Raw genomic sequence first — 25,978 nt, 5'->3', positions numbered from 1 at the left:
TGTTGGGCGCTGCATGCGCCTATTCGACGATGTAGAAATCGATCACGACGTGATCGGGCATTCGGATGCCGCGCCCGACCAGCACCTTGCTGCGCAGCCACTGATGCGCGCCGGGTGGGGGATCGAAGCTCGCGGCGGAGCGGAAATAATAGCTGCCGGGATCGACCTTCTCGCCGCGCGCGATCCTGTCGGTCACCTCGGGGCTGGCGACGCGGACGCCGACATTGTGGATGCCGATCACCGCGCCATCGGCCGCCTTGAGGAAGTAGCGCGCCTCGACACTGGTCACACCGCCGGCATGGATCGCCTGCCAGTCGCCGCCGCCCGGCAGGACCGTGCCGGTCAGGCGCGGGCCGGTGATCGTGCCGCCGGTGATCGGGATGAAGCGCTTGCGCGCGCCGTCGATCTCACCCTGCTCGACCGGAGCCGTCACCTCGACCCGCGCCGAAAAGGCGTAGGTCAAAGTCGGGGCGGAGGCGGACTGGCCGACAGCCAGCCCGATGCCCGCCACTGCGGCCAGAGCAAGGGAAGGGGAGAGCGCGCCCATCGGATCAGATCGGGTAATGGCCCGGTTCGGTCTCGATCGTGATCCAGCGCAACTCGGTAAAGCTGTCGATGCCCGCGCGCCCGCCGAACTTGCCGTAACCCGATGCCTTGACCCCGCCGAACGGCATCTGCGCCTCGTCATGCACGGTCGGGCCGTTCACGTGGCAGATGCCCGACTTGATCTGCTTCGCGACCTTCAGGCCGCGCGCGGTGTCGCGGGTGAACACCGATGCCGACAGGCCATATTCGGTGTCGTTGGCCAGTTCGATTGCATGCGCCTCGTCGCGCGCGCGGATCACGCCCACGACGGGGCCAAAGCTCTCGTCGCGGAACAGCTTCATCTCCGGCGTCACCTTGTCGATGACATGCGCGGGCATCAGTACACCGTTGGCGTCGCCGCCATTGACCTGCACCGCGCCGTGCGAAACCGCGTCGGCGATCAGCGACGTGCAGTGATCCACGGTCTTCTGATCGACGACCGCGCCCAGCGGGGTCTTGCCCTCGCGCGGATCGCCGACCGCCATCGTCCCGACCTTCGCAGCGAACTTGCTCACGAACGCGTCCGCGACGCTGTCGACGACGATGATCCGCTCGGTCGACATGCAGATCTGGCCCTGGTTCATGAACGCGCCGAACGCAGCGGCCTTGACCGCCTCGTCGAGGTCCGCGTCTTCGAGCACGATCAGCGGCGCCTTGCCGCCCAGTTCGAGCAGCACGGGCTTCAGATGCTCCGCCGCGCGCTTGGCGATGATCCGGCCGACTGCGGTAGACCCGGTGAAGTTGATCCGGCGGACATGCGGATTGTCGATCAGCGCCCCGACGATCTCGCCCGCGTCCTGCGGCGCGTTGGTCACGATGGTCACGGCGCCCTTGGGCAGCGCTTCGTCGAAAGCTTCGGCGATCAGGCTGTGGGTGCGCGGGCACTGCTCGCTCGCCTTGAGCACCACAGTGTTGCCGCACGCCAGCGGCACGGCGACCGCGCGCACGCCCAGGATGATCGGTGCGTTCCACGGTGCGATGCCCAGCATCACGCCGACCGGCTCTCGCAGCGCCATCGCGATGCAACCGGGCTTGTCGGACGGGATCACTTCGCCGCCGATCTGCGTCGTCAGCGCAGCGGCTTCGCGCACCATGCCGACCGCGAGCATCAGGTTGAAGCGCGCCCAGCCTTCGGTCGCGCCGATCTCGCCCATCATCGCATCGACGAACTGGTCAGCCTTGGCGGCAAGCGCGTCGGCGGCCTTCGTAAGCGCGGCGCGGCGGGCATTCGGGCCGAGCGCCGACCAGGCCGGGAAGGCGGCGGCGGCGGCTTCGACGGCTTCATCCGCGTCGGCGACGCTGAACGCTTTCGCCTCGGTCGCCACGGCGCCGGTGACCGGGTTCAGACGGGTAAAGGTGACGCCGGGAGCCGGCGGTGCGATCGTAGCCATGAACCTCTCCTTTATATTGTTATGCTATATAACCTAAGTTTCAGGCGCGCAAGCCGGTTGATCGATCAGGCTGCACGCCGGACGATCTGGTGAAAAATCGAGGATGTTCAACGCCATGGTCTGCGCGCGGCGCGCGTCGATCGGCTGCGCGGCATGGGCGGCGCAATCGACGAATTTGGCGATCAGCGACTCATTATCCATCGGTCGGTCGGGGTGCCCGGCGGCCTGCATCACGCGATGGATCAGGACACAGCCATCGTCGAGCGTGACCGCCAGCGATCCGCTCGCCGCTTGGCCCCGGCCCCAGTCGGGATTGCGCCGCTCGACCACCTTGTGCGCCAGTGCCCGTGTCGCCGGATCAGCGATGCGCTCCGCCGCGAAGCTGTCGAGCGTTACGGCCCCGTCGATCAGCGCTGCCGCAACGGTGTAGGGGATCGAAAATTTCGCATCGATCGCGCGGCCCGGTTCGGCCTTTACCGGCTGCGGGCGGATCAGCATTTCCTGGATCGGCCCGGTCTCCGCCTCGATCCGCACCACCCGCGCCGGATCGATCCGGTCGCGCAGCACCAGCGCCGCCTCGATATAGGGATGCGTCCCCCGGCACGCGGGCCAGGGCTTGAAGCTAACCTGATCGCCCAGAAAAGCTTCGCCCAGCCCGTCGAGCAGCGCGTCGCGCGGCGCACCCCCGCCATAGACGGCGAAGAACCCCGCACGCCCCTCCAGCGGCTCGGCGAACGCCGTCGCGCCAGCCTCGGCCAGCAACGCCGCCTCGACCGCCGCCCGCGCCACCAGCCCCTCGCGCACGCCCCGGATCGGCGAGGTCGCATCATATTTGATCTCGCTCGGAAAGCTGCCCTGCAACAGCGCCAGTCCCATCGCATGCCGGATGCCATCCGCGTCCAGCCCGATGAACCGCGCGCACGCCGCCGCCGTGGCGATCAGATTGACCAAAGGCGGCGGATACCAGCCGCCTTCCTCATAGGGTCGCGGCGCCGCGATCGACAGGCGACAGGCAAGGTCGCTTCCTGCCGCCATCGCGGCCAGAAACTCCCCGAACGCCAGCGCGGGCCGCGCATCGGCGAGCGCGAGCAGGGCAGGGACCAGCGCCGCATTGGGATGCGCCGGCCCTGCGTCGAACGTGTCCCCGAAATCCAGCTGATGCGCCAGCGCGCCATTGGCCAGCGCCGCCAGCGCGGGCGTGCTCGACCCGCCAAAGCCGATCAGCCGCGACGGCCCGGGAGTCGTCTCGGCGTGGCGGCGATAGGGTGCAGCATCCTCGCCGAGTCCGGTCGCGCCCAGCGTTACCCCCACCGCATCGAGCAGCGCGCGCCGCGTCGCGTGCCGGGTCGCCTCCGGCAGCACGTCATGCGGCAGTCCCGCAAAATGCGCCGCGATGGTCGCCGAAATAGCTTTATCACAAAACATTCTATGCAAACGCTTTCATCGGCTTTATCGGAAACGCAAGCAAAAAACGGGAGAGAGCGATGCGGACAGGCGCGATTGCGGCGGTGACGATGCTGGCGATGACGCTGCCGGGGACCGCGCGACAGGAGCCGGCAGCGCAAATCCTGCCCGGCGGCGCGCGCTGGTCGGCGGAGGTTCCCGCCAACTGGAACGGCACGCTGCTGCTCTACAGCCGCGGCTATTCCCCCAATGTCGGCAACCCCGACCCCGCGCCCAAACAGCATCGTCAGGCATTGCTCGACGCCGGCTATGCCATCGCCGGATCGGATTATGGCAGCGGCGGCTGGGCGCTCGAACAGGCGGTCCCGGCCCAGCGCGCCACCATTGCCGCCTTCGCCGCGAAGCACGGCAAGCCAAAGCGAGTCATCGCCTGGGGCAGCTCGATGGGCGGCTTGGTCAGCACCGCGCTGGCCGAGGCGAAGGGCAGCGGCATCGACGGTGCCGCGCCGATGTGCGCGTCGATCGGCGGTTCGCTCGGCATGATGAACATGGCGCTCGACGGCGCCTATGCCTTCCGCACGCTGATCGCTCCCGATGCCGGCATCCGCGTCACCGGCATCGACGACGACCGCGTCAACGGCAAGCGTGTCGCCGATGCGCTGGCTGAGGCGGCCAAGACCCCGCAGGGCCGCGCGCGCATCGCGCTGGCCGGTGTGCTGGCGGGCATCCCCGGCTGGACCAGCCGCGACAAGCCCCAGCCTGCCGCCACCGATTACGCCGCACAAGGCGCGGAGATCGCAAAGTCCTTCGTCATGGGAGTCTATCTCCCGCGCACCGATCAGGAGGCGCGCGCGGGCGGCACCTTCAGCTGGAACACCGGCATCGACTATCGCGCCCAGCTCGCCAGGTCGGGCCGCCGCGCGATGGTCGAGGCGCTGTACCGCGACGCCGGGCTCAAGCTCGATGCCGACCTCGCCACCCTCAACGCCGGCAAGCGCATCGCCGCCGACCCCAAGGCAGTCGCCTATATGCGCGCCAATTACACCCCCAATGCCCGCCCGCTGGTGCCGCTGGTCGCGGTGCAGACGATCGGTGACGGCCTCACCGCGCCCGCCCTCCAGCGTGGCTATGCCGAGGCGGCGCGCGGCGACGTGAAGAGCCTGTACGTCAACGCCGCGGGCCACTGCACCTTCGACACCGCAACCGTGCTGGCGACGATCCGTTATCTCGATACGCGGATCACGACCGGTAAATGGCCGCAAACCCCCGCCGCCTTCGTGCCGCACAAGCCCGCCCCAATGCTGCGCCCATGCTGGCGCGGCGGCAAATGTAGCTAGGTTTCGCCCGGCGCGCGCGGATGTGCGTGCGCATGGGAATAGGCGAGAACGTCCCCCGTCACCGCCGCGATCGCCACTCGGCTGCGCGCCATCTCGGCGATAATCCGATCCTCCAGCCCATAGTCGAACGCATCGCGCAGCAACGGCTCGACTGCCTCGCCCCGTGCGGGATCGTCCAGATACCAGCGCACCGTTTCGCGCAGCGCCTCTTCCCGCCGGGATCAGCGCCACCCCAAGACGCGCCAGCTTGGTCGTGTCGAGGATCTGATGCCCGGTCGCCAGCGGATAGCGCGCATAGGGCCAGGCGGGCGCCGCCAGCTCCATCGGCACCGACACCAGCTCGACCGGGCTTCCCATTTCCTCGGCGATCACCGAAATCCAGCGCCGCAGCGTCAGCACCTCCGCGTCGGCGCAGTTGAACGTCTCGCCCGCCGCCACCTCGGGCCGGTCCACCGCCGCCAGCACGATCCGCGCGGCATTGGCGTTGTACAGCGCGCTGCGGACCAGGAACCCGCCCTCCGGCGCGATGATCCGCCGTCGCCCGTCGCGCAGTCGCCGGATTATGCTCCATTCGGTCGCGCCATCCTGACGCGGGCCATAGAGGCGCGGATAGCGCAGGATCGTCGCGGCAAAATCGCCCCGCGCGCCATGCTCGCGCACCGCCCGGTCGGCTTCGACGATGCGCTGGCCGAACTTGCCGAGCGGTTCGAGCGGCGTATCCTCGGACACCGGCCTCGCGCCGTCATAAGTGCGCGGGGCGAGCGCGGAAGCGTCGGCGGGCGCGTCCTCCGGCCGGAACATGCTCGCCGAATCGAGCCAGCCGGGATAGGCGCGCGTGCTGATCGCGATGAGCTGGTCCGTGCGCCCGGCCAGCGCCGCCGCGACCAGCCGCAACCGGCCATAATTCGCCACCGCCACGTCGAACCGCCGCCCCGCCAGCGCCGCCTCCAGCGACTCGGAGAAATGCGGATCCGCGGTGATCCGCTCTACCGATCCCGCGAACTTCACCGGGTGCCGCCCGGTGCTCAGCACCGACACGGCAAAGCCACGTTCGATCAGGCCGTTGACGACCAGCGGTCCGGTCGGGCCGGACCCGCCAACCACCAGCGCGCGGCGGGTCACCCGGTCAGATCCCCTTGCGCTCGATCTTCCACTTCGGGTCCTTGCACAGCCCGCAGTCGGCCCCCTTGAACAGTTTCCCCGCCTCGGCATCGCCGCGCAGCTGCCAGTTCAGCCACGCGACCGAGAAGCGCCCGACATCGCCGCCATTGTCCTCGCGGAACGTGCCGCCATGCCCGACATCGGCGTCGAGCAGCGCGACCGGGATATGGTCGATCCGGGCATAATCGTCGGTGCCGTTGGGCCACGCGACGTCGCCCTTACCGCCCAGCACATAGAGCGTCGGGGTGTGCAGCGATTTGAGCAGGGACTTCTCCACCGTCATGCCGCTGATCGATTGCTTGCCGTCATTGAACACCCCGCTGTTATGGACCAGCACGGTCTTGATCCGCTTGTCCGCGCCGGCCTGAATCGCCTGCAACCCGCCACAGCTATGCCCGGCGACCGCGACCTGCGCCGGGTCGATCAGCCCCTTGTAGCGGCTGCCGTCGCGGCCATTTTCGGCGAGCGCCCAGTCGAGCCCCTTGAGCACATCCTGCGCGCTCGTCGCGGGCGGGGGCAATTGGCCGGTAGCCGGATCGGGACCGCGTGCCGCCGTAGCGGGGCGGGGCAGGGCGCCGGGGCCGCTGTAGATCTTGCCCGGCGCGATCACGAGATAGCCGTAGGAGGCAATCTGCGCGAGGTGATGCCGCGCGCTCGCCCCATCGGCGGCGCATCCGCCATTGCCCCACACCACCACGCCCAGCTTCTTGCCGCCGAGCTTGGACAGGTCGGCGGGGCGATAGACGGTGTGGTCGGGCAGAGCGGGATCGGCCTCCTTGATCGCGGCATAGGGGCCGGTGCCGACCGAATCGGGGCGCTTGACGTCGGCGGCGCGCATCTCGGCCATGCGGCGCGCCGCTTCCGGATCGGGCTGCGGAGCCGTTTGCGCCAGCGCGGTGCCGCCGATCAGCGCCAGTCCAAGCGCGAATAGTCCGATCCGCATCATGCTCTCCCAAGGTTGTTATGTGATAAAGCTAACCCCGGAATGCGCTGATGCAAGCCCTTTCATGCGCTCTCGCGCGCGATCACCCGAAAGCCGACATCGATCCGCCGCTCGATCTCGTGCGCCGCAGCTCGCGCGCGCAGCACGCGCATCACCTCGCGCGCGATCCGCGCGCCGTCGATATCCATCGACGTGATCGTCGGTCGCATGTCGCCGGCCAGGCGGAGATTGCCGAAGCCGGTGACGGCCAGCTGGTCCGGCACGCGGATCCCCGCCGCCTGCGCCTCGACGATCAGGCCCTGTGCGATCCAGTCAGATCCGCACACCACCACATCGGGCTGTTCGGGCAGATCGGCGAGGCCGCGATAGGCGAGGCGGCCTTGCCCGAAGTGGCTGGGAACATTGACTTCCAGCCGGGTCGGTTCGTCGCCGCCATCGTGCATCCAGCGCGTCGTGAACCCGTCCGCGCGCCGCTCCGACCGCGTCGATCGGGGGACCACCAGATGCGGCCGCTTGTACCCGCGCTGGCGCAGGAACCTTGCCATCTCCTCGCCCGCTGCGCGGTGGGAGAACCCGACCGCGACGTCGATCGGATCGTCGGGCAGGCCCCAGGTTTCGATCACCGTGATCCCCGCCGAGCGCAGCCGTTCGCGCATCTCCGCATCGGATACGATCCCGGTCAGGATGATCGCATCGACGCGCCGACCCAGCGCCATGTTGATCTCGCGCGTCAGGCGCCGATTGTCCGCGCCGGTCAGCGCCAGCATGACGCTGTTCCCGTCGCTGGCCAGCTCGTCGATCATCGCCTCGACCGTGTCGTTGAAGATCGACTGGGCAATGTCGGGGACCAGGGCCGCGATCATCCGGCTGCGGCTTCCCGCCAGCGCCGTGGCGGCGAGGTTCTGGACATATCCGGTCTTTTCAATCGCCTCGCGGATGCGCGCGCCGGTCGCCGCTGCCACCACTTCGGGGCTGTTGAGGTAGCGTGAGACCGTTGCGGCCGACACGCCCGCCATCGCCGCCACATCGTCCAAGCGTGGGTTTCGTCCTGCCATGTCGCATTCCTACACCGGGGCGCGGAAAATATGCAAAAACTGTTGCAAGCGCTTGCACTGTGGAATAACTGTATTGTTATGACGCATGACTTCGATCCGCTTCAGCCGGAGACGTTCGACAGCGCTAACGGAGAGTATGCCGAGCTTCGCGCCCGGTGCCCCGTTGCGCATAGCGACGCATGGGGCGGCTTCTGGGCCTTGATGAAACATGATGACGTGTCGGCGGCCGCGACCGACTGGCAGACCTTCATCACCTCGCAACAGAATGTCGTGCCGAAAGTCGCCTTTACCGGCCGCCGCCCGCCGCTGCACCTCGATCCACCCGAGCACACCCCCTATCGCCGCGCGATCGCGCCCCTGCTGACCGAGCGCAAGGTCGCGAAGCTGGAGCCGGTCGTGCGGCGGATTTGTCGGGATCTGCTGGCAGAGATGGTCGCGAAGGGCGGGGGCGATGTCGTCGCCGACTATTCCGCGCATATGCCGATCGCGGTGTTCGCCAACTGGATGAACCTGACGCCCGATGCGGTCGACGAACTCACCCGGGTGGGTCAGCGCTACAATATCGCGGTTCAGTCGAACGACATCGATTCAACCAAGGAATCGAGCCTGCTGCTCTATGACATGGCCCGCGCCATCGTCGCTGACCGCAAGGCGAACCCGATGCCGGTGGACGAGGATGTGACGAGCGCGCTGCTCGCCACCCGCGTCGATGGCGCGCCGCTGCCCGAGGAAATGATTGTCGGCACGATCCGTCAGGTGCTGGTGGTCGGCATCATCGCACCCAGCGTGATGATCGGGTCGATCGCGGTGCATCTCGGCCGGGATCAGGCGCTGCAGGCGCATCTGCGCGCCAATCCGGCGCTGGTCCCGGCGGCGGTCGAGGAATTTCTGCGCCTCTACACCCCTTATCGCGGCTTCGCCCGCACGGCGGTCCGCGACGTCACGATCCGCGGGCGTACCATCCCGGCGGGCGAGCCAATCGCGCTCGTCTATGCCTCGGCCAACCGCGACGAGGATGTGTTCGAATGCCCGCATGAATTCCGCATCGACCGCCCCAACATGAAGGATTCGCTGGCCTTCGGGCGCGGCACGCATTCGTGTGTGGGTGCGGCGCTGGCGACGCTGGAACTCAACGTCGCGGTCGAGGAACTGCTCGCCGCCGCGCCGGGCTTCACGCTGACCGGAGAGCCCAAGCCGACCCGCTTCCCCGAAATCGGCGCGCTCAGCGTGCCGGTGGCGTTCGAGGGCGCGGCATGACCCACATCTTCCTCGCTGCGGGCGATCTCGCCCCCGATCGCGACAGTTACGACGAAAGCTATGTCGCGACGCGTGACGTGCTGCACGCCGCCGACATCGCCTTTGCCCAGCTCGAAACCAGTTTCGCCGAAAAGGGCGTCCGGCTGCCCCAGGCGCGCCACGCCGTGCTCGCCCGGCCCGACGGTGCCGATGCGCTCGCCCGCGCCGGGTTCGACGTCATCTCGATGGCGGGCAACCATGTCCTCGACTGGGGCAATGACGCGTTCTTCGAGACGAAGGCCAATCTCGAACGCGTCGGCCTCAAGGTCGTCGGGGCAGGGGCCAACATCGCCGAGGCGCGGCGGCCGGTGAAGATCACGCTCGGCGACGGCACGCGCGTTGCGATCCTCGCTTACTGCACGATTCTGCCGCACAGCTATTGGGCGGAGGAACGCCGCCCCGGCTGCGCCCCGATGCGCGCGCACACGCTATACGAACAGATCGAGCATGATCAGCCGGGGACTCCGGCGCGCATCCACACTTATCCGCATCGCGAGGATCTCGCAGCGCTTGAGGCGGATATCCGCGCGGCCAAGGCGGACGCCGATCTCGTCTTCGTCTCGCTCCACTGGGGCATCCATTTCGTGCGCGCGAGCATCGCCGACTATCAGCGCGACGTCGCACGCGCGGCGGTCGCGGCGGGTGCCGACGCGATCCTCGGCGGCCATCCGCATATCCTGAAGGGGTGCGAGGTCATCGACGGCGCGCCGGTCTTCTATTCGCTGTGCAACTTCGCGACCGATTTGCGCATGGACCCGGTCCACGCCGCGTCGAAGAGCTTCAACGAAATCCGGGTCCTCGCCGAGGAGTGGGAGCCGGATTTCGACAGCCTCTACAATTTCCCCAAGGCGTCGCGCCTGTCGATGGTCGCACGGTTCGAGATCGCGAACGGGCGCATCGTCCGCTCGGGCTTTCTTCCGCTCTACATCGACCGCGACGCGGTGCCGCGCTTCGTCGATCCGGGTAGCGAGCGCCATGCCGAAATCGTCGATTACATGGCGGCCGTGACCGCCGAAGCAGGGCTCAACGCCCGCTATCGTGTGGAGAGTGAAATGGTCGTCCTGGAAGCCGCCGCATGAGCGACGGAAAACCCGCAACTGCATCGGGCTTTCCGCTGGAGGGCTATGTCCTCCTCTATCTGCTCGCCTATCTGCCCAACGTCATCATTACCAAATTGGTGACGAGCACCGTGCATCCGGGCCTCGGTCGCCCGCTGACCGGCCTCGAAACGCTGCCCGCATCGCTGATCATCAGTCTGGTGCTCACCTATATCTTCATCTGGTGGTCGGGCTGGCACAAGGACGCGCATGGCGTGATGATCCTTGGCCGTCGTATCCCGGTGCCGACCAAATACACCATGTATTCCGGCCTCGGCACCGCGTTGGTGCTGTTCACCGTGCCGTTGTCCTTCACCTTCGAAGGGGTCAGCATACCGTTCATTCAGCTGCTGATGCGCGGCGACATCCTCTTGATCGCGCCGATCGTGGATCTGTTGTTCGGCCGCCGCGTGCGCTGGTGGAGCTGGACCGCGCTGGTGATGGTGCTGGTCGCGATGATCATCACGCTCAAGGACCGCGGCGGGCTGTATCTGCCCCCGCTCGCGATCCTGACCGTGGTGCTCTACACCGTCGGTTACTTCGTCCGCCTGATCGTGATGACCAAGGTGTCGAAGAGCGGCGACCCCGCCAGCGTCCGCCAGTATTTCGTCGAGGAAAAGGTCTTCGCGCTCCCGCTGTCGGTCGCGATCCTCGCGGCGATTTCCGCATCGGGCATCGGCAGCCAGTCGGGCGCGCTCGGCTGGGGCTTCATCTCGGTGTGGACCGATCCGGTGATCTTGCCGCTGTTCGGCATCGGCTTCACGCTCACCATCGTCTCGGTCTTCGCGATCATCATCCTGCTCGACCCGCGCGAGAACGCCTATTGCGTCCCGCTCGAGCGCGCCGCGAGCCTGGTCGCGGGCGTCGGGGGCGCGCTGATCCTCGCCTGGGTCTGGGGCCTGCCGCATCCGCGCCCCGCCGAACTGATCGGCGCCGGAATCCTGATCGCCGCCATCGTGTTGCTTTCGCTTGCTCCGCGCTACGCCGACCGGCCTGCCCGGGCGGCGCGTGCGGAGACCACCTGACATACGCTTTCATTCGACCCGCAGAAACAGGCGGGCTGATCTTGAGGAGGGGACTGAACATGACCAAGACCATTTGTCGCCCGTCGACCCTGTTGGGCCGCAGCGCGCTGGGCGTACTCGCGCTCGCCATCGCCACCCCGGCGCTCGCGCAGGACGAGGCTCCGGCGGCCGAGACCCAGGCTGCCGAGCAGGACATCGTCGTCACCGGCAGCCGCATCCGCGGCATCGATCCGGTCGGGTCGGCGGTGATCGCGATCGACGCCGACCAGATCATGGAAGAGCCGGTCACCTCGACCAACGACATCCTGCGCCGCGTGCCGCAGGTCGTCTCGCTCGGCGCGAACCGTGCAGGTGGCACGGCGCAGAATGGCGCGGCGAACGCGACGCGTGGCGCGGGCATCAACCTGCGCGGCCTGTCGACCAACGCGACCTTGCTGCTCTATGACGGCAAGCGCCTTCCGCCGCAGGGGACGCAGGGCCAGTTCACCGACCCGTCCGCCATCCCCTCGATCGCGCTCGGCCGGATCGAGGTCGTCGCCGACGGCACGTCCGCCGTCTATGGCTCGGACGCGGTCGCGGGCGTGGTCAACCTGATCCTGCGGAAGGACTTCTCGGGGATCGAGGTGCGCGGGCGCTACGGCATTACCGAAGCGGATTATTACGAGGCACAGGCCGCGCTGCTCGTCGGACATAAATGGGACACCGGCTGGATCATGGCAGCCGGCGAATATGCCAAGAACAACAATCTGTTCGGGTCCGAACTCGACTTCTACACCTCCGACAATCGCAGTCGTGGTGGCCGCGACCTGCGCGGCACCAACTGCGCGCCGGGCACGATCGTCGCGGGCGGCGTCAACTATGCGATCCCCGCTGGCGGCGTTACCACCGCGAATGTCGGCAGCCTGGTCGCGGGTACCCGCAACCTCTGCGAATTCCGCGATATCGCGCAGGTCATCCCGGATCAGGAGCGCTGGAGCGGCGTTGCGGCACTGAGCCAGGATATCACCGACGGCGTCCGCATCTTTGCCGACGGCTTCTACTCGCGGCGCAGCGGCACGTTGCTGTTCAATCCGACCGCCAACGCCAACGTCCCCAGCACCAATCCCTTCTTCGTCTCCCCGGTCCCGGGCGCGACGTCGGTGACGGTGCAGACCAACTTCCTCGCCGCCACCGGCCCGCTTCCCAACCCCTATTGGGCGAGCACCTGGAACGTGTCGGGCGGACTTGAGGCCGACCTGTTCGGCGATTTCCAGGGCACCATCTATTACGCGCAGGGCCGGTCGGAGGAGGTCGCAGATCGCCGTCGCTCGGGCATCAATGCCGGCGCGCTCAATGCCGCGCTGGCCGATACCAACCCGGCGACCGCACTCAACGTGTTCGGCGGACCGAACAACCCCGCGACGCTGGCGCGGATCACCGACAATTACTTCGTGATCGAGGGCCGCACGCGGCTCGAAGTCATCAACGCCCAGCTCGACGGGTCGCTGTTCGCGATTCCCGGCGGCAATGTCCGCATCGCGATGGGCGCGGAGCATCGCGTCGAATATACCTATACCTCGCTGCTCACCGGCCAGGCGGCGACCCAGGTCCGTACCGCTGACTCCGGCACCCGCAATGTCGACGCCGTCTTTGCCGAGCTGTTCGTGCCGATCGTCGGTGCCGACAACGCCGCCCCGGGGCTGGAGCGCCTCAACCTCAGCCTCGCGCTGCGGCACGAAAATTACAGCGATTTCGGCAGCACCACCAATCCCAAGATCGGTGTGACCTATTCGCCGTGGCAGGGGCTGGTGCTCAAGGGTACCTATGGCACCTCGTTCCGTGCGCCGACCTTTACCGAGGTCTCTACGATCGGCGGCGGCGCGGGCCTCTATTTCGACACGCTGCCCGGCCCCAGCGGGAACCAGATCGGTATCGGCATCGCCGGCGGCAATCCGGGGTTGCAGCCGGAACAGGCGACGACCTGGTCGTTCGGCGTCGATGTCGCGCCGGTCGCGCTTCCCGGCTTCACCGCCTCGGTCAACTATTTCCGGATCGACTATACCGACCAGATCCAGGCGCTGCGCGGTACGCCCGGCCTGCTCACCAACCCGATCTACAGCCAGTTCGTGCAGTTCAACCCGACCCCGGCGCAGATCAGCGCGCTGGTGAACTCGGGCTTGCCGATCAATCAGGCGATCAACCAGTCGCTGGTGACCTTCATCGCCGATGGCCGTCGCCAGAACCTGGGCACCTCGCTGTTCCGCGGGCTCGATTTCACCGCCGCCTATCGCTGGAACTGGGGCGGGGTCGATCTCGATGCCGGTATCCAGGGCACCTATGTCCTCGACTATCTGTTCGAAGCGGTGCCGGGCGCGGGGCTGGTCGATGTGCTCGACACGATCGGCTTCACCCAGCGGTTCCGCACGCAAGCCGACATCGGTGCCAAGGTCGGCGGGTTCAAGTCGCGGCTGACCTGGAACCACCTCAACGGCTACACCAACACCACGTCGACCGTGGTGCGAAAGGTGAGCAATTACGACACGTTCGACCTGCTGATCGGCTATGACTTCACCGACCGCATCAACCTGTCGCTCGACGTGCGCAACCTGTTCGACGAGGATCCGCCCTTCGTCGACACCACCAACGGCTTCGACCCGCAGGCGTCGAACCCGATCCCGCGCATGTTCGCGATCACGGCGAACGTGAAGTTCTGATGCCGGCACTGCTCGCCGCAGCCCTTGCCGGGTGCGCGTCCCTCACGGGCGCGCATCCGGGCGGGGTCACCGTCACGGCGGCGACAGCGATCACTCCCGCGCCGAGCTGGACGCCGCAGACGACCAGCTTCTATCGCGGCGGCCCGGTCAGCGTGCCCTTGTGCCGGGTCGAGGGCGTGATCGAGGGTAATATCGGCTTCGAACTCTGGCTTCCGGCGACATGGAACGGGCGGCTGCTCGGCGCTGGCGTCGGCGGCGATGCCGGGGTCTACAACTATACCGACATGAGCCGCCGCATCGGCGAAGGCTTCGCCACGGTCACCACCGACAGCGGGCACAAGGTAACCCAGGCGCGCTGGATGGCCGATCCCAAGGCGCGGGTCGACTACGAACATCGCGCGGTTCATCTCACCGCGCTCGCCGCCAAGGCGCTCGCCGCCAGATTCTATGGCCGCCCCGTGGACAAGAGCTATTTCACTGGCTGCTCGGGCGGCGGGCGTCAGGCGCTCAAGCAGATGCAGAATTATCCCGGCGATTATGACGGCGTGATCGCCGGCGCGCCCGGACCCTATATGCCGCTGCAATCGGTGCGGATGCTGTGGTTCGCGCTGCAGCAGAAATGGACCCCCGCTGGCGCGCTCAGCGATACCGATTGGGCGTTGTATGAGAGCAAGGCGACCGCCGCGTGCGACAGCCAGGACGGCGTCAAGGACGGGGTGATCAGCAACCCGCTCGCCTGCAAGTTCAAGACCGCAACATTACTGTGCAAGCCCGGACAGACCGAAGGCTGCCTGACCGCGCCCAAGCTCAAGATGCTCGACCTGATCCGCGCACCGATGCGCGACGAGGCGGGCAGGGCGATGGATGGCGGCCTGTTCGCGGGCGTCCGCACGCGCCCCGGCCCGCCCTCGCCGCTGCTGCGCGCGATGTGGGCGGACGGCGTCTATGACGACGCCAACTGGAACGAGGACAGCTTCCAGCGCAGCCGCGACCTGCTCGCCGCCAACCGCAAGATGCCCGAACTGCGCGCCGACAAGGTCGCGATTGCGCCCTTCATCAAGACGGGGGGCAAGGCGATCCTCTATCAGGGCTGGGCCGACCCATCGACCAATGCCGGCCCGACGATCGACTATTATGCGGCACTCGCCCGCGCCAATGGCGGGCTGGAGAGGCTCGATGACAGCGTCCGCCTGTTCATGGCCCCCGGCATGTACCACTGCGCGCGCGGCCCCGGCGCCGACCAGCTCGGCGCGTCGGGGCATTCAAGTTGGCCCGGCGATCCGTCACGCGACGTGCTGTGGTCGCTGATCCACTGGGTCGAAAAGGGGCAGGCACCGGAGCGTCTGACGGCGACCAAGCTGGTGGAGGGGAAGGAGGCGTTCACGCGGACGCTCTGCCCCTATCCCCAGGCGGCACGCTGGGACGGGAAGGGGCCGGTTGAGGCGGCCTCCTCTTACCGCTGCGTGGTCGATCCGGCGCTGGTCAAATATATGGGTCGAAAAACGCTGGTGGGGTCCTGACCTAAACCCCTCTCCCTTTGGGAGAGGGGCAAGCCACGCAGCGGCGCGGGGTGAGGGTGAGCGGGATGACCTGGAGAACTGTCGCCCTCACCCTTCCGCCGCCGTTGGCGGCTCCCTCCCTCTCCCAAGGGGAGAGGGATTGAACGGCTATTCCGGCACGATCCGCACATCCACCCGCCGCGCCTGCGGCCAGCTCAGCCCATCAAACGCCTCCGTGACGAACGGCCCCGACAACGCCTTGACGATCCGGATCCGCTCCGGCGCAATTCCACGCAGGATCAGCGCGCGCCGCACCACTTCCGCGCGGGTCCGCGCCAGTGCCTTGTCCTCCACGATCTCGCGCCCCGACACCATATCCGGAACCGTCTGTGCGACCCCGGCAATCTCGATCCGCGCCGGCTGCACATCCAGCGCATAGTTGATCGTCGCGTCGAGATAATAGTCGCTCAGCTGATAGGTGATGAAGCTGCTGCGATAGCCGAACGGAATCGTGAACCGTCCCTCGGCGAACGGCTGGGAGGGCTTGTTGCGCGCCTCATAGAGCGGCCGGACGTTACGCGCGGGCAGGGCGAAGCGCCGCCCCTGATAGCCCTCCGCGCGGATCAGGTGGCGGGTGCAGGGCTCCTCCAGCACCGATACTGTCGCTGGCTCGATCACCGTACCCCCCGCACGGATCGCCGCCATTCGTCGCGACGAACCCTTCGACCAGGATCGCATGGTTCCAGTCGGGTTTGGTCGGCGCGGCGGTGACGTCATATCGGATGCCGGTCGCCGGATCGCTCGCCAGCCAGCATCCCGACTTCCGCCCATTGTCGGTGTCGCGATAAACCGGGCAGGCGATGAAGCGTACCGTCTGGTGCGCATCCTGCGCGCCGGTCAGCAAGACCGCGCCCAACAGCAACACCGCCCTCACAGCGCGCGCATCAGGTTTTCGAGATCGCGCTTCTCCTGCTCGGTGTACCCGATATTGTAGCGCCGCTCGTAATAGTCGATCACTCCTCGCAGATCCTTCGCGCTGCCGTTGGAGAAATAGGGCGCGCGCGCCGACAGCCCGCGCATCGTTTGCAGCGTGATCCGCCCGACATCCGCGCATTTGCCCGTGGTCAGCGCAAAGCCCGGATCGCTGGTCAGGATCGTTCGCCCATAATGCGGATGCGGCTTGCCGGTGCAGGTAATGCGGAACAGCGGAAGGTGCGGGGCGGGGTCGGCGAACGGCGCGTTGGTCGTCCCGAGATCGACCTGACCCGGCGCAACGTCCATGCCCATATACGACATGTTGTGACAGAAGACGCAGCTGTTCCGTACCGGATTGCCGAACCCGATCGGCGAGTTGATGCCCGCAGTGTCGGTGATGAGGAACGTCTTGTCGCGAAACACCCGCGCGCCCCTCGCGACGGACTCACGAAATTCGCGCACTTCGGGTGACAGCTTGGCCTTCTCCGCGGCGGACATTTTCTCCCACGCCTCGAACTCGCTCCATACGGGAATGCCGCCGTCGCTGCCCAGCCGCCCGGCCGCCGATATCTGCAACGTCTTCGTCCCGCCCATCGACCCGTCGCCGTCCAGCGGTCCGCCCCTCACGTCGATTTGCTGCGCAGCATAGATCCGCCGCTCGAAATCGAGGATGCGGGCGATGTCGCCCTTGTCGAGATTCTTCAGGAAGCCGAGATGCGCCCCCGCCGCGTCGCGCATCTGTGCCTCCAGCGTCGGCACGCGCCCATCGGCCATCAGGTTGCCGCTGACCGGCTTGCCTGTCTCCGGATCGACCGGCAGCGGCATCCCGGCCTTGGGATCATAGGCGAAACCCATCGCCTCGATATATTTGAAGTTCGCCACCGGGCGCGGACGGCGGAACACTGATACCATCCCCGCACCCTTGAGCCCGTATTTCGGGTCGAGATTGCAGGTCGACGGATCGCGCACCACCTCGATCGTGAAGTCCGGCTTCACATCCTTCGGCGGCCAGGGGCGGGCGATGCGGATCAGGCCATGGTCGATCAGCAACGAATGCGACGCGCGCTCGCCCTGAGGCAGGCTGGGGCAGTTGGACCCGTCGGAAGCGGCGAACAGCGGGTCCTTCGCGCCATGCCGCCCCCATTGCCGCGCCGCCGACGCCGCCGACAGGCTCATCGCGTCGGCAGGTTGGTGACAGGTGACGCACGCCCGCCCGTTCGGCCCGATCGCGGTGAAGAACGGGTGGTCCTTCGTCTCCATCGGCCCATTGTCGAGCAAGAGCCGGAGCGTGCCATGGGCGTTGCGATAATCGAGCTGCGCCGGGAATACGCGCCCCTCATTCGGATCCCACCACGGATCCCTCTCGCCCCCCTGCGCAAATGCGACCGCCGCGGCGAAGGCGGCGGTAGCTGCACCCAGGGCGAGTGCGCGGATCACGCCTTGCCCTCACGCGCATTGCCCAAGCGGCTCAGCGGCAGGATAAGCAACGCGCCGAGCAGCATCAGCCCTGACAGGACGAACACCGGCACCGTGATCTGGCCCGTGGTCGCGACGATCCAGCCGATCACCACCGGCATCACCGTGCTGCTGGCATTTCCGCACAGGTTGATCGTCGCGATGGCACCCGGATTGCGCGCGCCGACGAATTTGGTCGGGATCGTCCAGAACACCGACTGGGCCCCGCCAAGCCCGAACCCGCCGATCACCAGTGCCGCGAGCGCCAGCGGCCCGTTATGCGTGAACAGCGCCGCGACCCCGAATGCCGCCGCCGCGCCCAGCATCGGCCAGGCGAGGTGCCGGTAGCGTTCGCCACTCCGGTCCGAATGCCGCGCATTCCACACCATCCCGGCCCCGATCGCGACCCAGGGGAGGGCGGCAAGCACCCCCACCTCCAGCGGATCGCTCCGCCCCAGCGTCTTGATCGCAATCGGCAGCCAGAAGATGATCGCATTGGCGCCGGTGATCAGCACGAACCACACTCCGGCGGACACCCACAGGATCGGGTCCTTCAGCGCATCGCTCAGCTTCGCACTCGGTGCCCGCGCGTCCGCAACCTCGGCTGCGATCGTCGCTTCGATCTGCTCCCGCTCCCCGTCCGATAGCCAGCGCGCCTGCGCCGGGCGATCCACGAACCAGAAGATGGCGACAATCCCGGCGATCACCGTCGCCAGCCCCTCGATGAAGAACATCACCCGCCAGGACGCGATGCTGCCGGTATCCATCGCCATCAGCGCGCCGCACAGCGGACCGCCGAAGATCACCGAAATCGGGATCGCCAGCATCGTGCCGGCAATCGCCCGCGCGCGATATTGCTGCGGCAGCCACTGGCTGACATACCACACTACGCCCGGCGCAAACCCGCTCTCGAACAGCCCAAGCAGGAAGCGCAGCACATAGAAGTGCATCGGCGTCTGGATTGCCGCCATCGCGGTCGCGACGGTGCCCCAGCCGATCACGCTTCCCGCGATCCACCAGCGCGGCCCGATCCGCCGCAGCACCGCCGCACTCGGCAGCTGGAACAACAGATATCCGACGAAAAAGATGCCGACGCCAAAGCCATAGGCCTTGGGATCAAGCCCGAGGTCGGGATTCATCTCGATCGCGGCGAAACTGACGTTCACACGGTCGAGCGAACTCAATATGATGAGAAAGGTCAGCGGCGCGACGACGCGCGCCATCACCTTGCGATAGGTGGTCGGTTCCAAGCCTCTCTCCTTTGCGGAAAACGCTATGCGATAAAGCATTTTTGTGTCAACGAGATTGTCGACAATCGTTGAGGACGAGGATGATGACGCCGCGCTGGAACGGCCAGGAATATGACCCGCACGCGCATGAGGATTTCGACACGCCGCACCGCGTGTTCGCCGAACTGCGCGCCAAATGCCCGGTCGCGCACAGCGACGCGTTCGGCGGCTTCTGGATCGCGACGCGGCACGCCGATATCAAGGCGATCCTCGATGATCCCGCCGAGTTCACGACGACGGTCCGCAACGTCGTCCCCGGCGCGTCCGCCACTGGTCGCCGTCCGCCGCTGCATCTCGACCCGCCCGAGCACACGCCCTATCGCCGCGCGATCGACCGCGCGCTGGGCGCCTCGCGGCTCGCTGCGATCGAGCCGGTGATCGAACGCCATGTCGCAATGCTGCTCGACGCCTATATTGCGGCCGGCGGCGGCGATTTCGTGGAAGGCTTCGGCAGCCCGCTCCCGGCGTTGCTGTTCGCAGACTGGTTCCAGCTCAGCGAGGACCAGACCGATCTGCTGTGGCGCACAGCCAAGGATTTCGTAAAGGCGTGGGAGGCGTTCGATATCGAAACCGTGTCGCGGACCAGCGAGACGCTCTACGACCTCGCCCGCGACCTCATCGCCACCCGCCGCGCCGCGCCGCTCGACCCGGAGTTCGACCCGGTCAGCAGCCTGCTCGCCGCGACCGACGCCGACGGAAATCCGCTCCCGCACGAAATGCTGGTCGGCTGCGTCCGCCAGATCCTCGTCGTCGGCCTGGTCGCGCCGCCGGTGTTCCTCGGCAGCGTCGCGGTCCATCTCGCGCGCCATCCGGCGCTCGCCGACCAGCTCCGCGCCGCGCCAGACATGATCGACGCCGCGGTCGAGGAGTTCCTGCGCCTCTACACCCCCTATCGCGGCTTCGCGCGCACGACTCGCAACGGCATCCAGCTGGGCGGTCGCCGGATCGAGCCCGGTGAGCCGATCGCGCTCGCCTATGCCTCCGCCAATCGTGACGAAGCGGTGTTCGATGCTCCGGATGAATTCCGCCTCGACCGCGCCAATGTGCGCGACCATCTCGCCTTCGGACGCGGCCCGCATCGTTGCGCCGGCATGGCGATGGCGCGGATGGAGTTTCGCATCGCGCTGCGCGAACTCCTCGCCCGCACGCGTCGCATAGAACTGGCTGGCGAGGTGCGGATGAGCGGAATGCCCGAAGTCGGCCCGGTCTATGTCCCGCTCAAGGTGGCCTAGCGCAAAGAAAACCCCTCCGCCTTTCGGGGGAGGGGCAAAAGGTTCGGGGAGTCCCGCAAGGTTGGCCTCCCCACCTGGAGAGGCCGTCCAAGATCAAAAACTGAACCGCACCGTCGCGTAGATTTCACGCGGCGCCGCCGGGATCGCCACATATTCGCCGGTCGGCGGCAGCGTGCCCTTGTAATAGGCGTGATCGGTCTCGGTCAGGTTGGTGCCCTCGACCGACAGCTCGATACCGGGCAGGAAGCTCGGCTTGAACCCGATCCGCGCGCCCAGCAGCGTGTATGCATCCTGGAAGGACGTCGCATCGGCGGGGGTCAGGAACTGCGACCCCTTGTGGCTCAGATCGCCGCGCAGCGTCAGCTCGCCCGCACCGGTCTCGAAGCCGTATGAGATACCGGCGTTGATCGACCAGTCGGGGATCTGCGGCACGCGATCGCCCAGCCTGAACCCGCTCGAAATCGCCGATGCCGCCAGCGTGTCGAACCGTGCATCGACATAGCCGACGCCCAGATTGAGATCGAGCCCGCGAGTCGGCCGCGCCGCAATCTCCAGCTCGAACCCCTTGATGTCCGAACCGCCCGCGTTGCGTGTCGTCCGGATATTGGCGTTGGTGATCGGGTCGGTCGACTGCACCGTCAGCTGAATGTCGCGATATTCGGAATAGAAGCCCGCGACGTTGAACGTCAGCCGATTGTTGAACCAGCTCGTTTTCGCGCCCAGTTCATAGCTGGTGAGCTTTTCCGGGTCGTAGCGCGGCGTCGGGGTCGAAGCGACCGTGGACGCGCCGAAACCGCCCGATTTGAACCCCTTGGACCAGCTGGCATAGAGCAGCATGTCGGTGTTCGGCTTATACTCCAGCGCGACGCGCGGGGTGAAGCTTTCCCACTCCGCCACCGCGCTCGACAGCGGCACGACGACGCTGTTGTTCTGCGGCCGCATCACCGATGTCGCATATTCCTTGCGGTCCTTGTTGTACCGCGCGCCGACCGTCACGCCGAACTGGTCGGTCAGCTTCAGCGTCTCCTGGGTGAAGAGCGCATAGCTCGTCGCCTTCATGTAGAAGGTGGTGAAGGTGTTGCCGACATCTGCCGCCGTGGTCGGCTGGTTTGCGGCGATCAGCGCTTCATAGATACCCTCGAACGAGCGGGTGAAGACGGTGGAATCGCCTTCCTCGCGGAACGCATAGGCACCGATGAGGAAGTTGAGCTTGCCGTCCATTGCGGTGCCGCCCAGCTGCAGCTCCTGGCTCAGCTGGTCCTGGTTCATCGTCGTGCGCGATTGCTGGAGGGGGTAGGGGGTCTGGTCCCCGTCCACCTCGATCAGCGCGTCGATCGTCCGCCACGCGCTCACGGATTTGAGGTACACCGTGTCGCTCAGGTCGATGTTCAGCACCGCCGACAGTCCGCCGATATCGGCGTCGTCCTGCTGCGGCTGGAGCGAATAGACATTGTAGGGGTCGGGCGCTTCCCAGCGCGCGTCATAGATTGATCCGGTGGGCAGGCCCAGGCGCGGGTTCCAATAGGGCGCGGCGAACTGGTTGAACCGCGCGATCTTGGCGACGGTCGGTCCTGCGGGCACAAAATCGATCAGATAGCCCGAGGGCGGGTTCTGCCGCTGCCGCGTATAGTCGCCGGCGACCTTCAGCGTCACTGCATCGCCCAGCTGCGCCTTGATCGCGCCGCGAATGATGAAACGGTTCTCGCCGGCATAATGCAGCCCGTCGAGTATGCGCGTGCCATAGCCTTCGCTGGTCAGATAGGAGGCGGACAGCTTGAGGCCCAGCACGTCCTGAACCAGCGGTGTGTTGATCAGCGCCGAGACGTCGGCACGCTTGTAGCTGCCGGCGCGCGCCTTGACCACGCCGCTCGCCTCGCCCGACAGACGCGGCTCGGTGGTGATGACGTTGATCGCGCCGCCGATCGTGTTACGGCCATACAGCGTGCCCTGCGGCCCCTTCAGCACCTCGACCCGCTCGATATCTTCCAGGCTCAACAGGCCGCCCATCGACCGCGCGATATAGACGTCGTCGACATACAGGCCGATGCCGGGATCGGTCGGGAACTGGAAATCGCCGGTGCCGACGCCGCGGATATAGCCCGCGAACGCCGAACCGCCGCCCGCCGGACGGTTGGTCGGATGCAGCTCGAGATTGGGCGCGAAGTTGGAAACATCGCCCAGATTGTCGATTCCGCGCTCGACCAGCGACTCCGCGCTCAAGGCGGTGACCGACAGCGGCGCGTCCTGCAACCGCTCCTCGCGACGCTGCGCGGTGATGACGATCTCGCCGACCCCGACCTCATCCTCCTGCGCGGCAGGGGCGTCCTGCGACAGGGCAGGCGATGCGGTCAGCAGGGCGGCGATCGACGCTGTGGTGGCAAGCGCGACGGTCGGACGAAAGCGCATTTAGGATCCTCCCCAAGGCAAATGTCGGGGGTCGTTGCCCCCTTGTGATGCGATGGTTATGGAACAATACAAATATTGTCAACAATCTCGTCAGCAAACTGTTGAGGGGTGCCCAAGCCTCTCCGCGCTCAAGCCTCTCCCGCTTGCGGGAGGGTTGTGGAGGGTCTTCGTCCTCATCCTCTCCTTCGTGCTGCTCCCGTCCCCCGCCATCCTCCATCGTCACCCCGGCTCCCGTGCCGGGGTCCACCTTGAGGTGAGCGTGAACATGGAGGCTCGTGATGCGCGTGAGCCCGAGGAGACCCCGGCACAGGGCCGGAGTGACGTCAGGAGCAGGGGAGAGAACTCCGCCTACGTCCGCTCAATGCGGGAGCACATCCTCCATCTCGATCACGGCCGCGAGCGCATCCTCGACATGTTTCCGCATCAGTCGCTCGGCCTCCGGCGCGTCGCCGCGCACGATCGCGTCGGTGATCTGGCGGTGGTCGCTGTTCGCATCGTCGATGCGGTGCGGCTTGAAGAAGGCGGAGAAGAGCAGGCGGTAGAGCGGCAGCCGCAGCCGCTCGACAAAGCCCCGGACATAGTCGTTATCCGCACCGTCGAGGATCAGTGCATGCCACGCATCGTTCGCGCGCACGAATGCCGGGTGGTCGCCGGTATTCTCGACCGCGTTGAGCTGCTCCTGCAACCCCACCAGCTGCGCCTTGCGTTCGGGATCGTCGGCCAGCGCGAAGTCGTGCGCCGCCAGCCCTTCCAGCACCATGCGCGCGCGATAGATCTGGCGGATTTCATCGCGGCCGAAACGGCGAACCGATGCGCCGCGGAACTCCTCGATGACGATCAGCCCTTCGCTTTCCAGCCGTTGCAGCGCCTCGCGCACGCGGCTGCGCGTCGCGCCGGTTTCGCGAATGATGTCCGCTTCCACCAGCCGCTGGCCCTGCACCGCGCGCCCGGTACGGATGCGTTCGCGCAGCCAGGCGGCGACCTCGGCGGCGGAAAGGATGCGGTCGGGTTCGTCGGCCATGCCGCGACCCTCGCCGGGGCGCGGGGCGCCTGTCAACCGGCCGCGCCCTCGACCGGTGCCTTCCACCCGCGCATCGCGAGCAGCGCGCCCGCTGCAACGATCGAGCCAAGGCCCATCAGGATCGCCACCGTCGGCAGGCCATAACCGGCTGCGAACAGGAAACCGGCAAGGGCAGGGGCCAGCGCCGATCCGCCGCGCCCGACGCCGATGACGAAGCCGGTGGCGGTCGCACGGACCCCGGTCGGGAAGGACTGGGCGATCAGCGCGTACAGGCCGACGACACCGGCATTCGTGGCGAAGCCCGCTGCCGCTGCGACCATCGACAGCCCGGCCAGGTCGCTCTGCCCCTGGCCGAACAGGATGACGAGGCCCGTCGACAGCAGCATCGCGACAATGGTCAGCGCGAGCAGCCGGATCTTGCCGGTCAGCAGCCCCAGGATCAGCGATCCGGTCGCACCGCCGATGCTCGCCCAGACCAGCACGCCGGCGGCCTCGGGCGGCGGGAAGCCCATGTCGACGACGATCTTCGGGATCCATTTCAGGATGAAGTAGAAGGTCATGATGTGGGCGAGATAGGCGAGCGTCAGCAGGATCATCGGACGCATCAGCGCAGGCGAGAACAGGTTGACCAGCGGCGCCTTGCGCGTCGTCACCACGTCAGGATCGGGCAGGGCGTCGATCGGTGGGTGCCCCATCCGCGCCAGGTTGGCGTTGATCCGCTCCAGCGCGTTGGGCGGTCGCTTGTGCATCAGAAACGCGACCGACTCCGGCGCGCGCCACAGTACCAGAGGCACGAACAGGATCGAACAGACTGCGCCGAATACGAACACCGCGCGCCAGTCATACATCGACAACAGCACTGCGGAGATCGAGCCGCCGATGATCGTGCCCACCGGATAGCCCGCCGCCATCAGCACCACCGCGAGCGAGCGGTGCTTGGCGTTCGCTGCTTCCGCCACCGCCGCGTTGGTCGCCGCGAGCATGCCGCCGATGCCAAGGCCCGTCAGCACGCGCCAGAGCATCAGCGAATAGACGCCGTCCGCCGTTGCTGCACCGAGCATGCCCACGGTCATGATCGCGAGGCACGAAAGGATCGTCGCACGCCGACCGATACGATCGGCAATGCCGCCTAGGAACAGCGAACCGATCGCCATGCCGACCAGCTCCATCGACAGCACGATGCCGAGCTGCGCGCGGTCGATGCCCCAATCCTTGGCGATGCCGGGGGAGGCGAAGCTGATCGACAGCACGTCGAAGCCGTCGAGCGCGTTCAACCCGACCATCGTCGCGACCACGCCCCACTGGAACCGGGACATCGGTGCGCGGTCGATCACTGCACGCGGATCGGTAGCCATTTCCCCTCCATCGGCCGGTGTTCGGCCATTGTTATATCGGCAAACAAGTCAGCGATAGATGCGTGCGAGCAATTCCTCAAGCATTCCGAGTTCGGCCGCGCTGAACCGCGCCTTCACCCACGTCTCATGCTCCAGAATCGCCGCTTTGGCCCTCGCAAGCAATGCCGTGCCGTCGGCGGTCAGGCGGAACGCGATCCGTCGGCCATCGGTCCGCGACGGGCTACGCGATACCAGTCCGCGCTTTTCGAGACCATGGACCAGCGCCATCGTCGTCGCGCGATCCATGTCGAGCGCCTGTGCCAGATCGGCCTGTGCCAGATCGGGGTGATCCCCGGTCAGCCACAGCACCGACACCTGCTTCTGTGTCAGCCCCAGATCGGCGAAATGCTCGACGAAGTGCCGCTGCACCGCGCCATGCGCGCGCCGCAGCCTGAGGCCCAGAATATTGTCGAGTTCACCTCGCCCGATCGTCACGCGGTCTCCGCTTCCATCAGCTTGCGAATGATCGCGCGCGCGCGAACGCTGCCCTGATCCATCGAATAGCCGCGCAGCTTCATGTCGGGATTGGCCAGGATACTGCGCTGCTGGGCCTCCAGCACCTCGACATCCTCGTCGAACACCTGGCCCTGCTGCCCCTTCAGCCGCGCGGTAAAGCCGGCATCGTCGATGTCGAAATTGCGCGCCATGCCCCAGAAATAGTGAGTCGTTGTTTCGGTCTCCGGTGTCATGGCATCGACGACCACGCCGCGCACCCCAGAT

At 66.9% G+C, this 25,978-nt stretch carries 22 protein-coding genes and 1 pseudogene; 7 read left to right on the top strand and 16 right to left on the bottom strand.

Translation table 11 applies throughout. From position 1 onward, the window contains the following. Window positions 1-19: 19 nt before the first annotated feature. Genes LRS12_RS18525 through LRS12_RS18515 form a run of 3 tightly spaced genes read right to left on the bottom strand, consistent with a single transcriptional unit; the run spans window position 20 to window position 3,401 of the window. The gene (locus tag LRS12_RS18525; RefSeq protein WP_257845950.1) at window positions 20-547 is read right to left on the bottom strand and encodes a DUF3237 domain-containing protein; all 528 of its coding nucleotides are present in this window, start codon (window positions 545-547) and stop codon (window positions 20-22) included. Between the two features lie 4 nt (window positions 548-551). Further along, a complete protein-coding gene (locus tag LRS12_RS18520; RefSeq protein WP_257845949.1) occupies window positions 552-1,976 on the bottom strand; it encodes an aldehyde dehydrogenase in 1,425 nt (474 codons plus the stop codon). A 33-nt stretch (window positions 1,977-2,009) separates the two neighbouring features. Continuing rightward, on the bottom strand, window positions 2,010-3,401 hold the full coding sequence (locus LRS12_RS18515) for an MmgE/PrpD family protein (RefSeq protein WP_257845948.1): 1,392 nt from the start codon (window positions 3,399-3,401) through the stop codon (window positions 2,010-2,012). A 59-nt stretch (window positions 3,402-3,460) separates the two neighbouring features. On the opposite strand from LRS12_RS18515, the gene LRS12_RS18510 reads away from it, so the two are divergent. Next, window positions 3,461-4,717: a S9 family peptidase gene (locus tag LRS12_RS18510; protein ID WP_257845947.1), complete on the top strand. Its 1,257-nt coding sequence runs from the start codon at window positions 3,461-3,463 to the stop codon at window positions 4,715-4,717. Here LRS12_RS18510 and LRS12_RS18505 read toward each other — a convergent pair. From LRS12_RS18505 to LRS12_RS18495, 4 genes and pseudogenes are all read right to left on the bottom strand, one after another. Further along, window positions 4,714-4,908, bottom strand: coding sequence for a hypothetical protein (locus LRS12_RS18505; protein WP_257845946.1), 195 nt, complete (start codon window positions 4,906-4,908; stop codon window positions 4,714-4,716). The two genes, LRS12_RS18510 and LRS12_RS18505, sit on opposite strands and share 4 nt — an antisense overlap. Before the next feature lie 229 nt (window positions 4,909-5,137). After that, window positions 5,138-5,929, bottom strand: a pseudogene (locus tag LRS12_RS20485) (NAD-dependent epimerase/dehydratase family protein); the annotation flags it as partial. Next, window positions 5,844-6,821, bottom strand: a complete 978-nt coding sequence (locus LRS12_RS18500) for a hypothetical protein (RefSeq protein WP_257845945.1) — start codon at window positions 6,819-6,821, stop codon at window positions 5,844-5,846. The gene LRS12_RS18500 and the pseudogene LRS12_RS20485, both read right to left, overlap by 86 nt. 62 nt (window positions 6,822-6,883) lie before the next feature. Continuing rightward, entirely contained in the window at window positions 6,884-7,876 is a 993-nt protein-coding gene (locus tag LRS12_RS18495; protein WP_257845944.1) for a LacI family DNA-binding transcriptional regulator, read from the bottom strand. Between the two features lie 78 nt (window positions 7,877-7,954). Between LRS12_RS18495 and LRS12_RS18490 the strand changes: the two genes are divergently transcribed. The 5 genes from LRS12_RS18490 to LRS12_RS18470 are packed head-to-tail and all read left to right on the top strand — an operon-like array spanning window position 7,955 to window position 15,507. Then, window positions 7,955-9,133 (top strand): cytochrome P450, encoded by a 1,179-nt coding sequence (locus LRS12_RS18490; RefSeq protein ID WP_257845943.1) that lies wholly within the window; start codon window positions 7,955-7,957, stop codon window positions 9,131-9,133. After that, window positions 9,130-10,251 (top strand): CapA family protein, encoded by a 1,122-nt coding sequence (locus LRS12_RS18485; RefSeq protein ID WP_257845942.1) that lies wholly within the window; start codon window positions 9,130-9,132, stop codon window positions 10,249-10,251. The genes LRS12_RS18490 and LRS12_RS18485 overlap by 4 nt, the downstream gene beginning before the upstream one ends. Beyond that, on the top strand, window positions 10,248-11,294 hold the full coding sequence (locus LRS12_RS18480) for a hypothetical protein (RefSeq protein ID WP_257845941.1): 1,047 nt from the start codon (window positions 10,248-10,250) through the stop codon (window positions 11,292-11,294). The genes LRS12_RS18485 and LRS12_RS18480 overlap by 4 nt, the downstream gene beginning before the upstream one ends. A gap of 59 nt (window positions 11,295-11,353) precedes the next feature. Beyond that, the gene (locus LRS12_RS18475; protein ID WP_257845940.1) at window positions 11,354-13,987 is read left to right on the top strand and encodes a TonB-dependent siderophore receptor; all 2,634 of its coding nucleotides are present in this window, start codon (window positions 11,354-11,356) and stop codon (window positions 13,985-13,987) included. Continuing rightward, on the top strand, window positions 13,987-15,507 hold the full coding sequence (locus LRS12_RS18470) for a tannase/feruloyl esterase family alpha/beta hydrolase (RefSeq protein ID WP_257845939.1): 1,521 nt from the start codon (window positions 13,987-13,989) through the stop codon (window positions 15,505-15,507). Before LRS12_RS18475 ends, LRS12_RS18470 begins: the two co-directional genes overlap by 1 nt. 147 nt (window positions 15,508-15,654) lie before the next feature. Here the strand turns inward: LRS12_RS18470 and LRS12_RS18465 are convergent, their stop codons facing one another. Genes LRS12_RS18465 through LRS12_RS18450 form a run of 4 tightly spaced genes read right to left on the bottom strand, consistent with a single transcriptional unit; the run spans window position 15,655 to window position 19,166 of the window. Further along, a complete protein-coding gene (locus tag LRS12_RS18465) occupies window positions 15,655-16,164 on the bottom strand; it encodes a hypothetical protein (RefSeq protein ID WP_257845938.1) in 510 nt (169 codons plus the stop codon). Then, window positions 16,061-16,411: a hypothetical protein gene (locus LRS12_RS18460; RefSeq protein ID WP_257845937.1), complete on the bottom strand. Its 351-nt coding sequence runs from the start codon at window positions 16,409-16,411 to the stop codon at window positions 16,061-16,063. Before LRS12_RS18460 ends, LRS12_RS18465 begins: the two co-directional genes overlap by 104 nt. A gap of 5 nt (window positions 16,412-16,416) precedes the next feature. Further along, on the bottom strand, window positions 16,417-17,898 hold the full coding sequence (locus LRS12_RS18455; RefSeq protein WP_257845936.1) for a hypothetical protein: 1,482 nt from the start codon (window positions 17,896-17,898) through the stop codon (window positions 16,417-16,419). Beyond that, entirely contained in the window at window positions 17,895-19,166 is a 1,272-nt protein-coding gene (locus LRS12_RS18450; RefSeq protein WP_257845935.1) for an MFS transporter, read from the bottom strand. Before LRS12_RS18450 ends, LRS12_RS18455 begins: the two co-directional genes overlap by 4 nt. Before the next feature lie 83 nt (window positions 19,167-19,249). On the opposite strand from LRS12_RS18450, the gene LRS12_RS18445 reads away from it, so the two are divergent. After that, the gene (locus LRS12_RS18445) at window positions 19,250-20,437 is read left to right on the top strand and encodes a cytochrome P450 (protein ID WP_257845934.1); all 1,188 of its coding nucleotides are present in this window, start codon (window positions 19,250-19,252) and stop codon (window positions 20,435-20,437) included. Window positions 20,438-20,530: 93 nt separating this feature from the next. Here the strand turns inward: LRS12_RS18445 and LRS12_RS18440 are convergent, their stop codons facing one another. The 5 genes from LRS12_RS18440 to LRS12_RS18420 form a co-directional block, all read right to left on the bottom strand. Next, on the bottom strand, window positions 20,531-22,843 hold the full coding sequence (locus LRS12_RS18440) for a TonB-dependent receptor (protein ID WP_257845933.1): 2,313 nt from the start codon (window positions 22,841-22,843) through the stop codon (window positions 20,531-20,533). Window positions 22,844-23,201: 358 nt separating this feature from the next. Further along, on the bottom strand, window positions 23,202-23,864 hold the full coding sequence (locus LRS12_RS18435; protein ID WP_257845932.1) for a GntR family transcriptional regulator: 663 nt from the start codon (window positions 23,862-23,864) through the stop codon (window positions 23,202-23,204). Between the two features lie 32 nt (window positions 23,865-23,896). After that, window positions 23,897-25,219, bottom strand: coding sequence for an MFS transporter (locus tag LRS12_RS18430; protein ID WP_257845931.1), 1,323 nt, complete (start codon window positions 25,217-25,219; stop codon window positions 23,897-23,899). 48 nt (window positions 25,220-25,267) lie between these two features. After that, on the bottom strand, window positions 25,268-25,693 hold the full coding sequence (locus tag LRS12_RS18425) for a MarR family winged helix-turn-helix transcriptional regulator (protein ID WP_257845930.1): 426 nt from the start codon (window positions 25,691-25,693) through the stop codon (window positions 25,268-25,270). Next, the gene (locus tag LRS12_RS18420; protein ID WP_257845929.1) at window positions 25,690-25,962 is read right to left on the bottom strand and encodes a hypothetical protein; all 273 of its coding nucleotides are present in this window, start codon (window positions 25,960-25,962) and stop codon (window positions 25,690-25,692) included. Before LRS12_RS18420 ends, LRS12_RS18425 begins: the two co-directional genes overlap by 4 nt. Window positions 25,963-25,978 lie beyond the last annotated feature (16 nt).

The sequence above is a fragment of the Sphingomonas sp. J344 genome, assembly GCF_024700005.1.
Taxonomy (GTDB): Bacteria; Pseudomonadota; Alphaproteobacteria; order Sphingomonadales; family Sphingomonadaceae; genus Sphingomonas.
The sequence above is the reverse complement of the archived record's forward strand: the minus strand, read 5'-3'. Positions and strand labels throughout refer to the sequence as shown.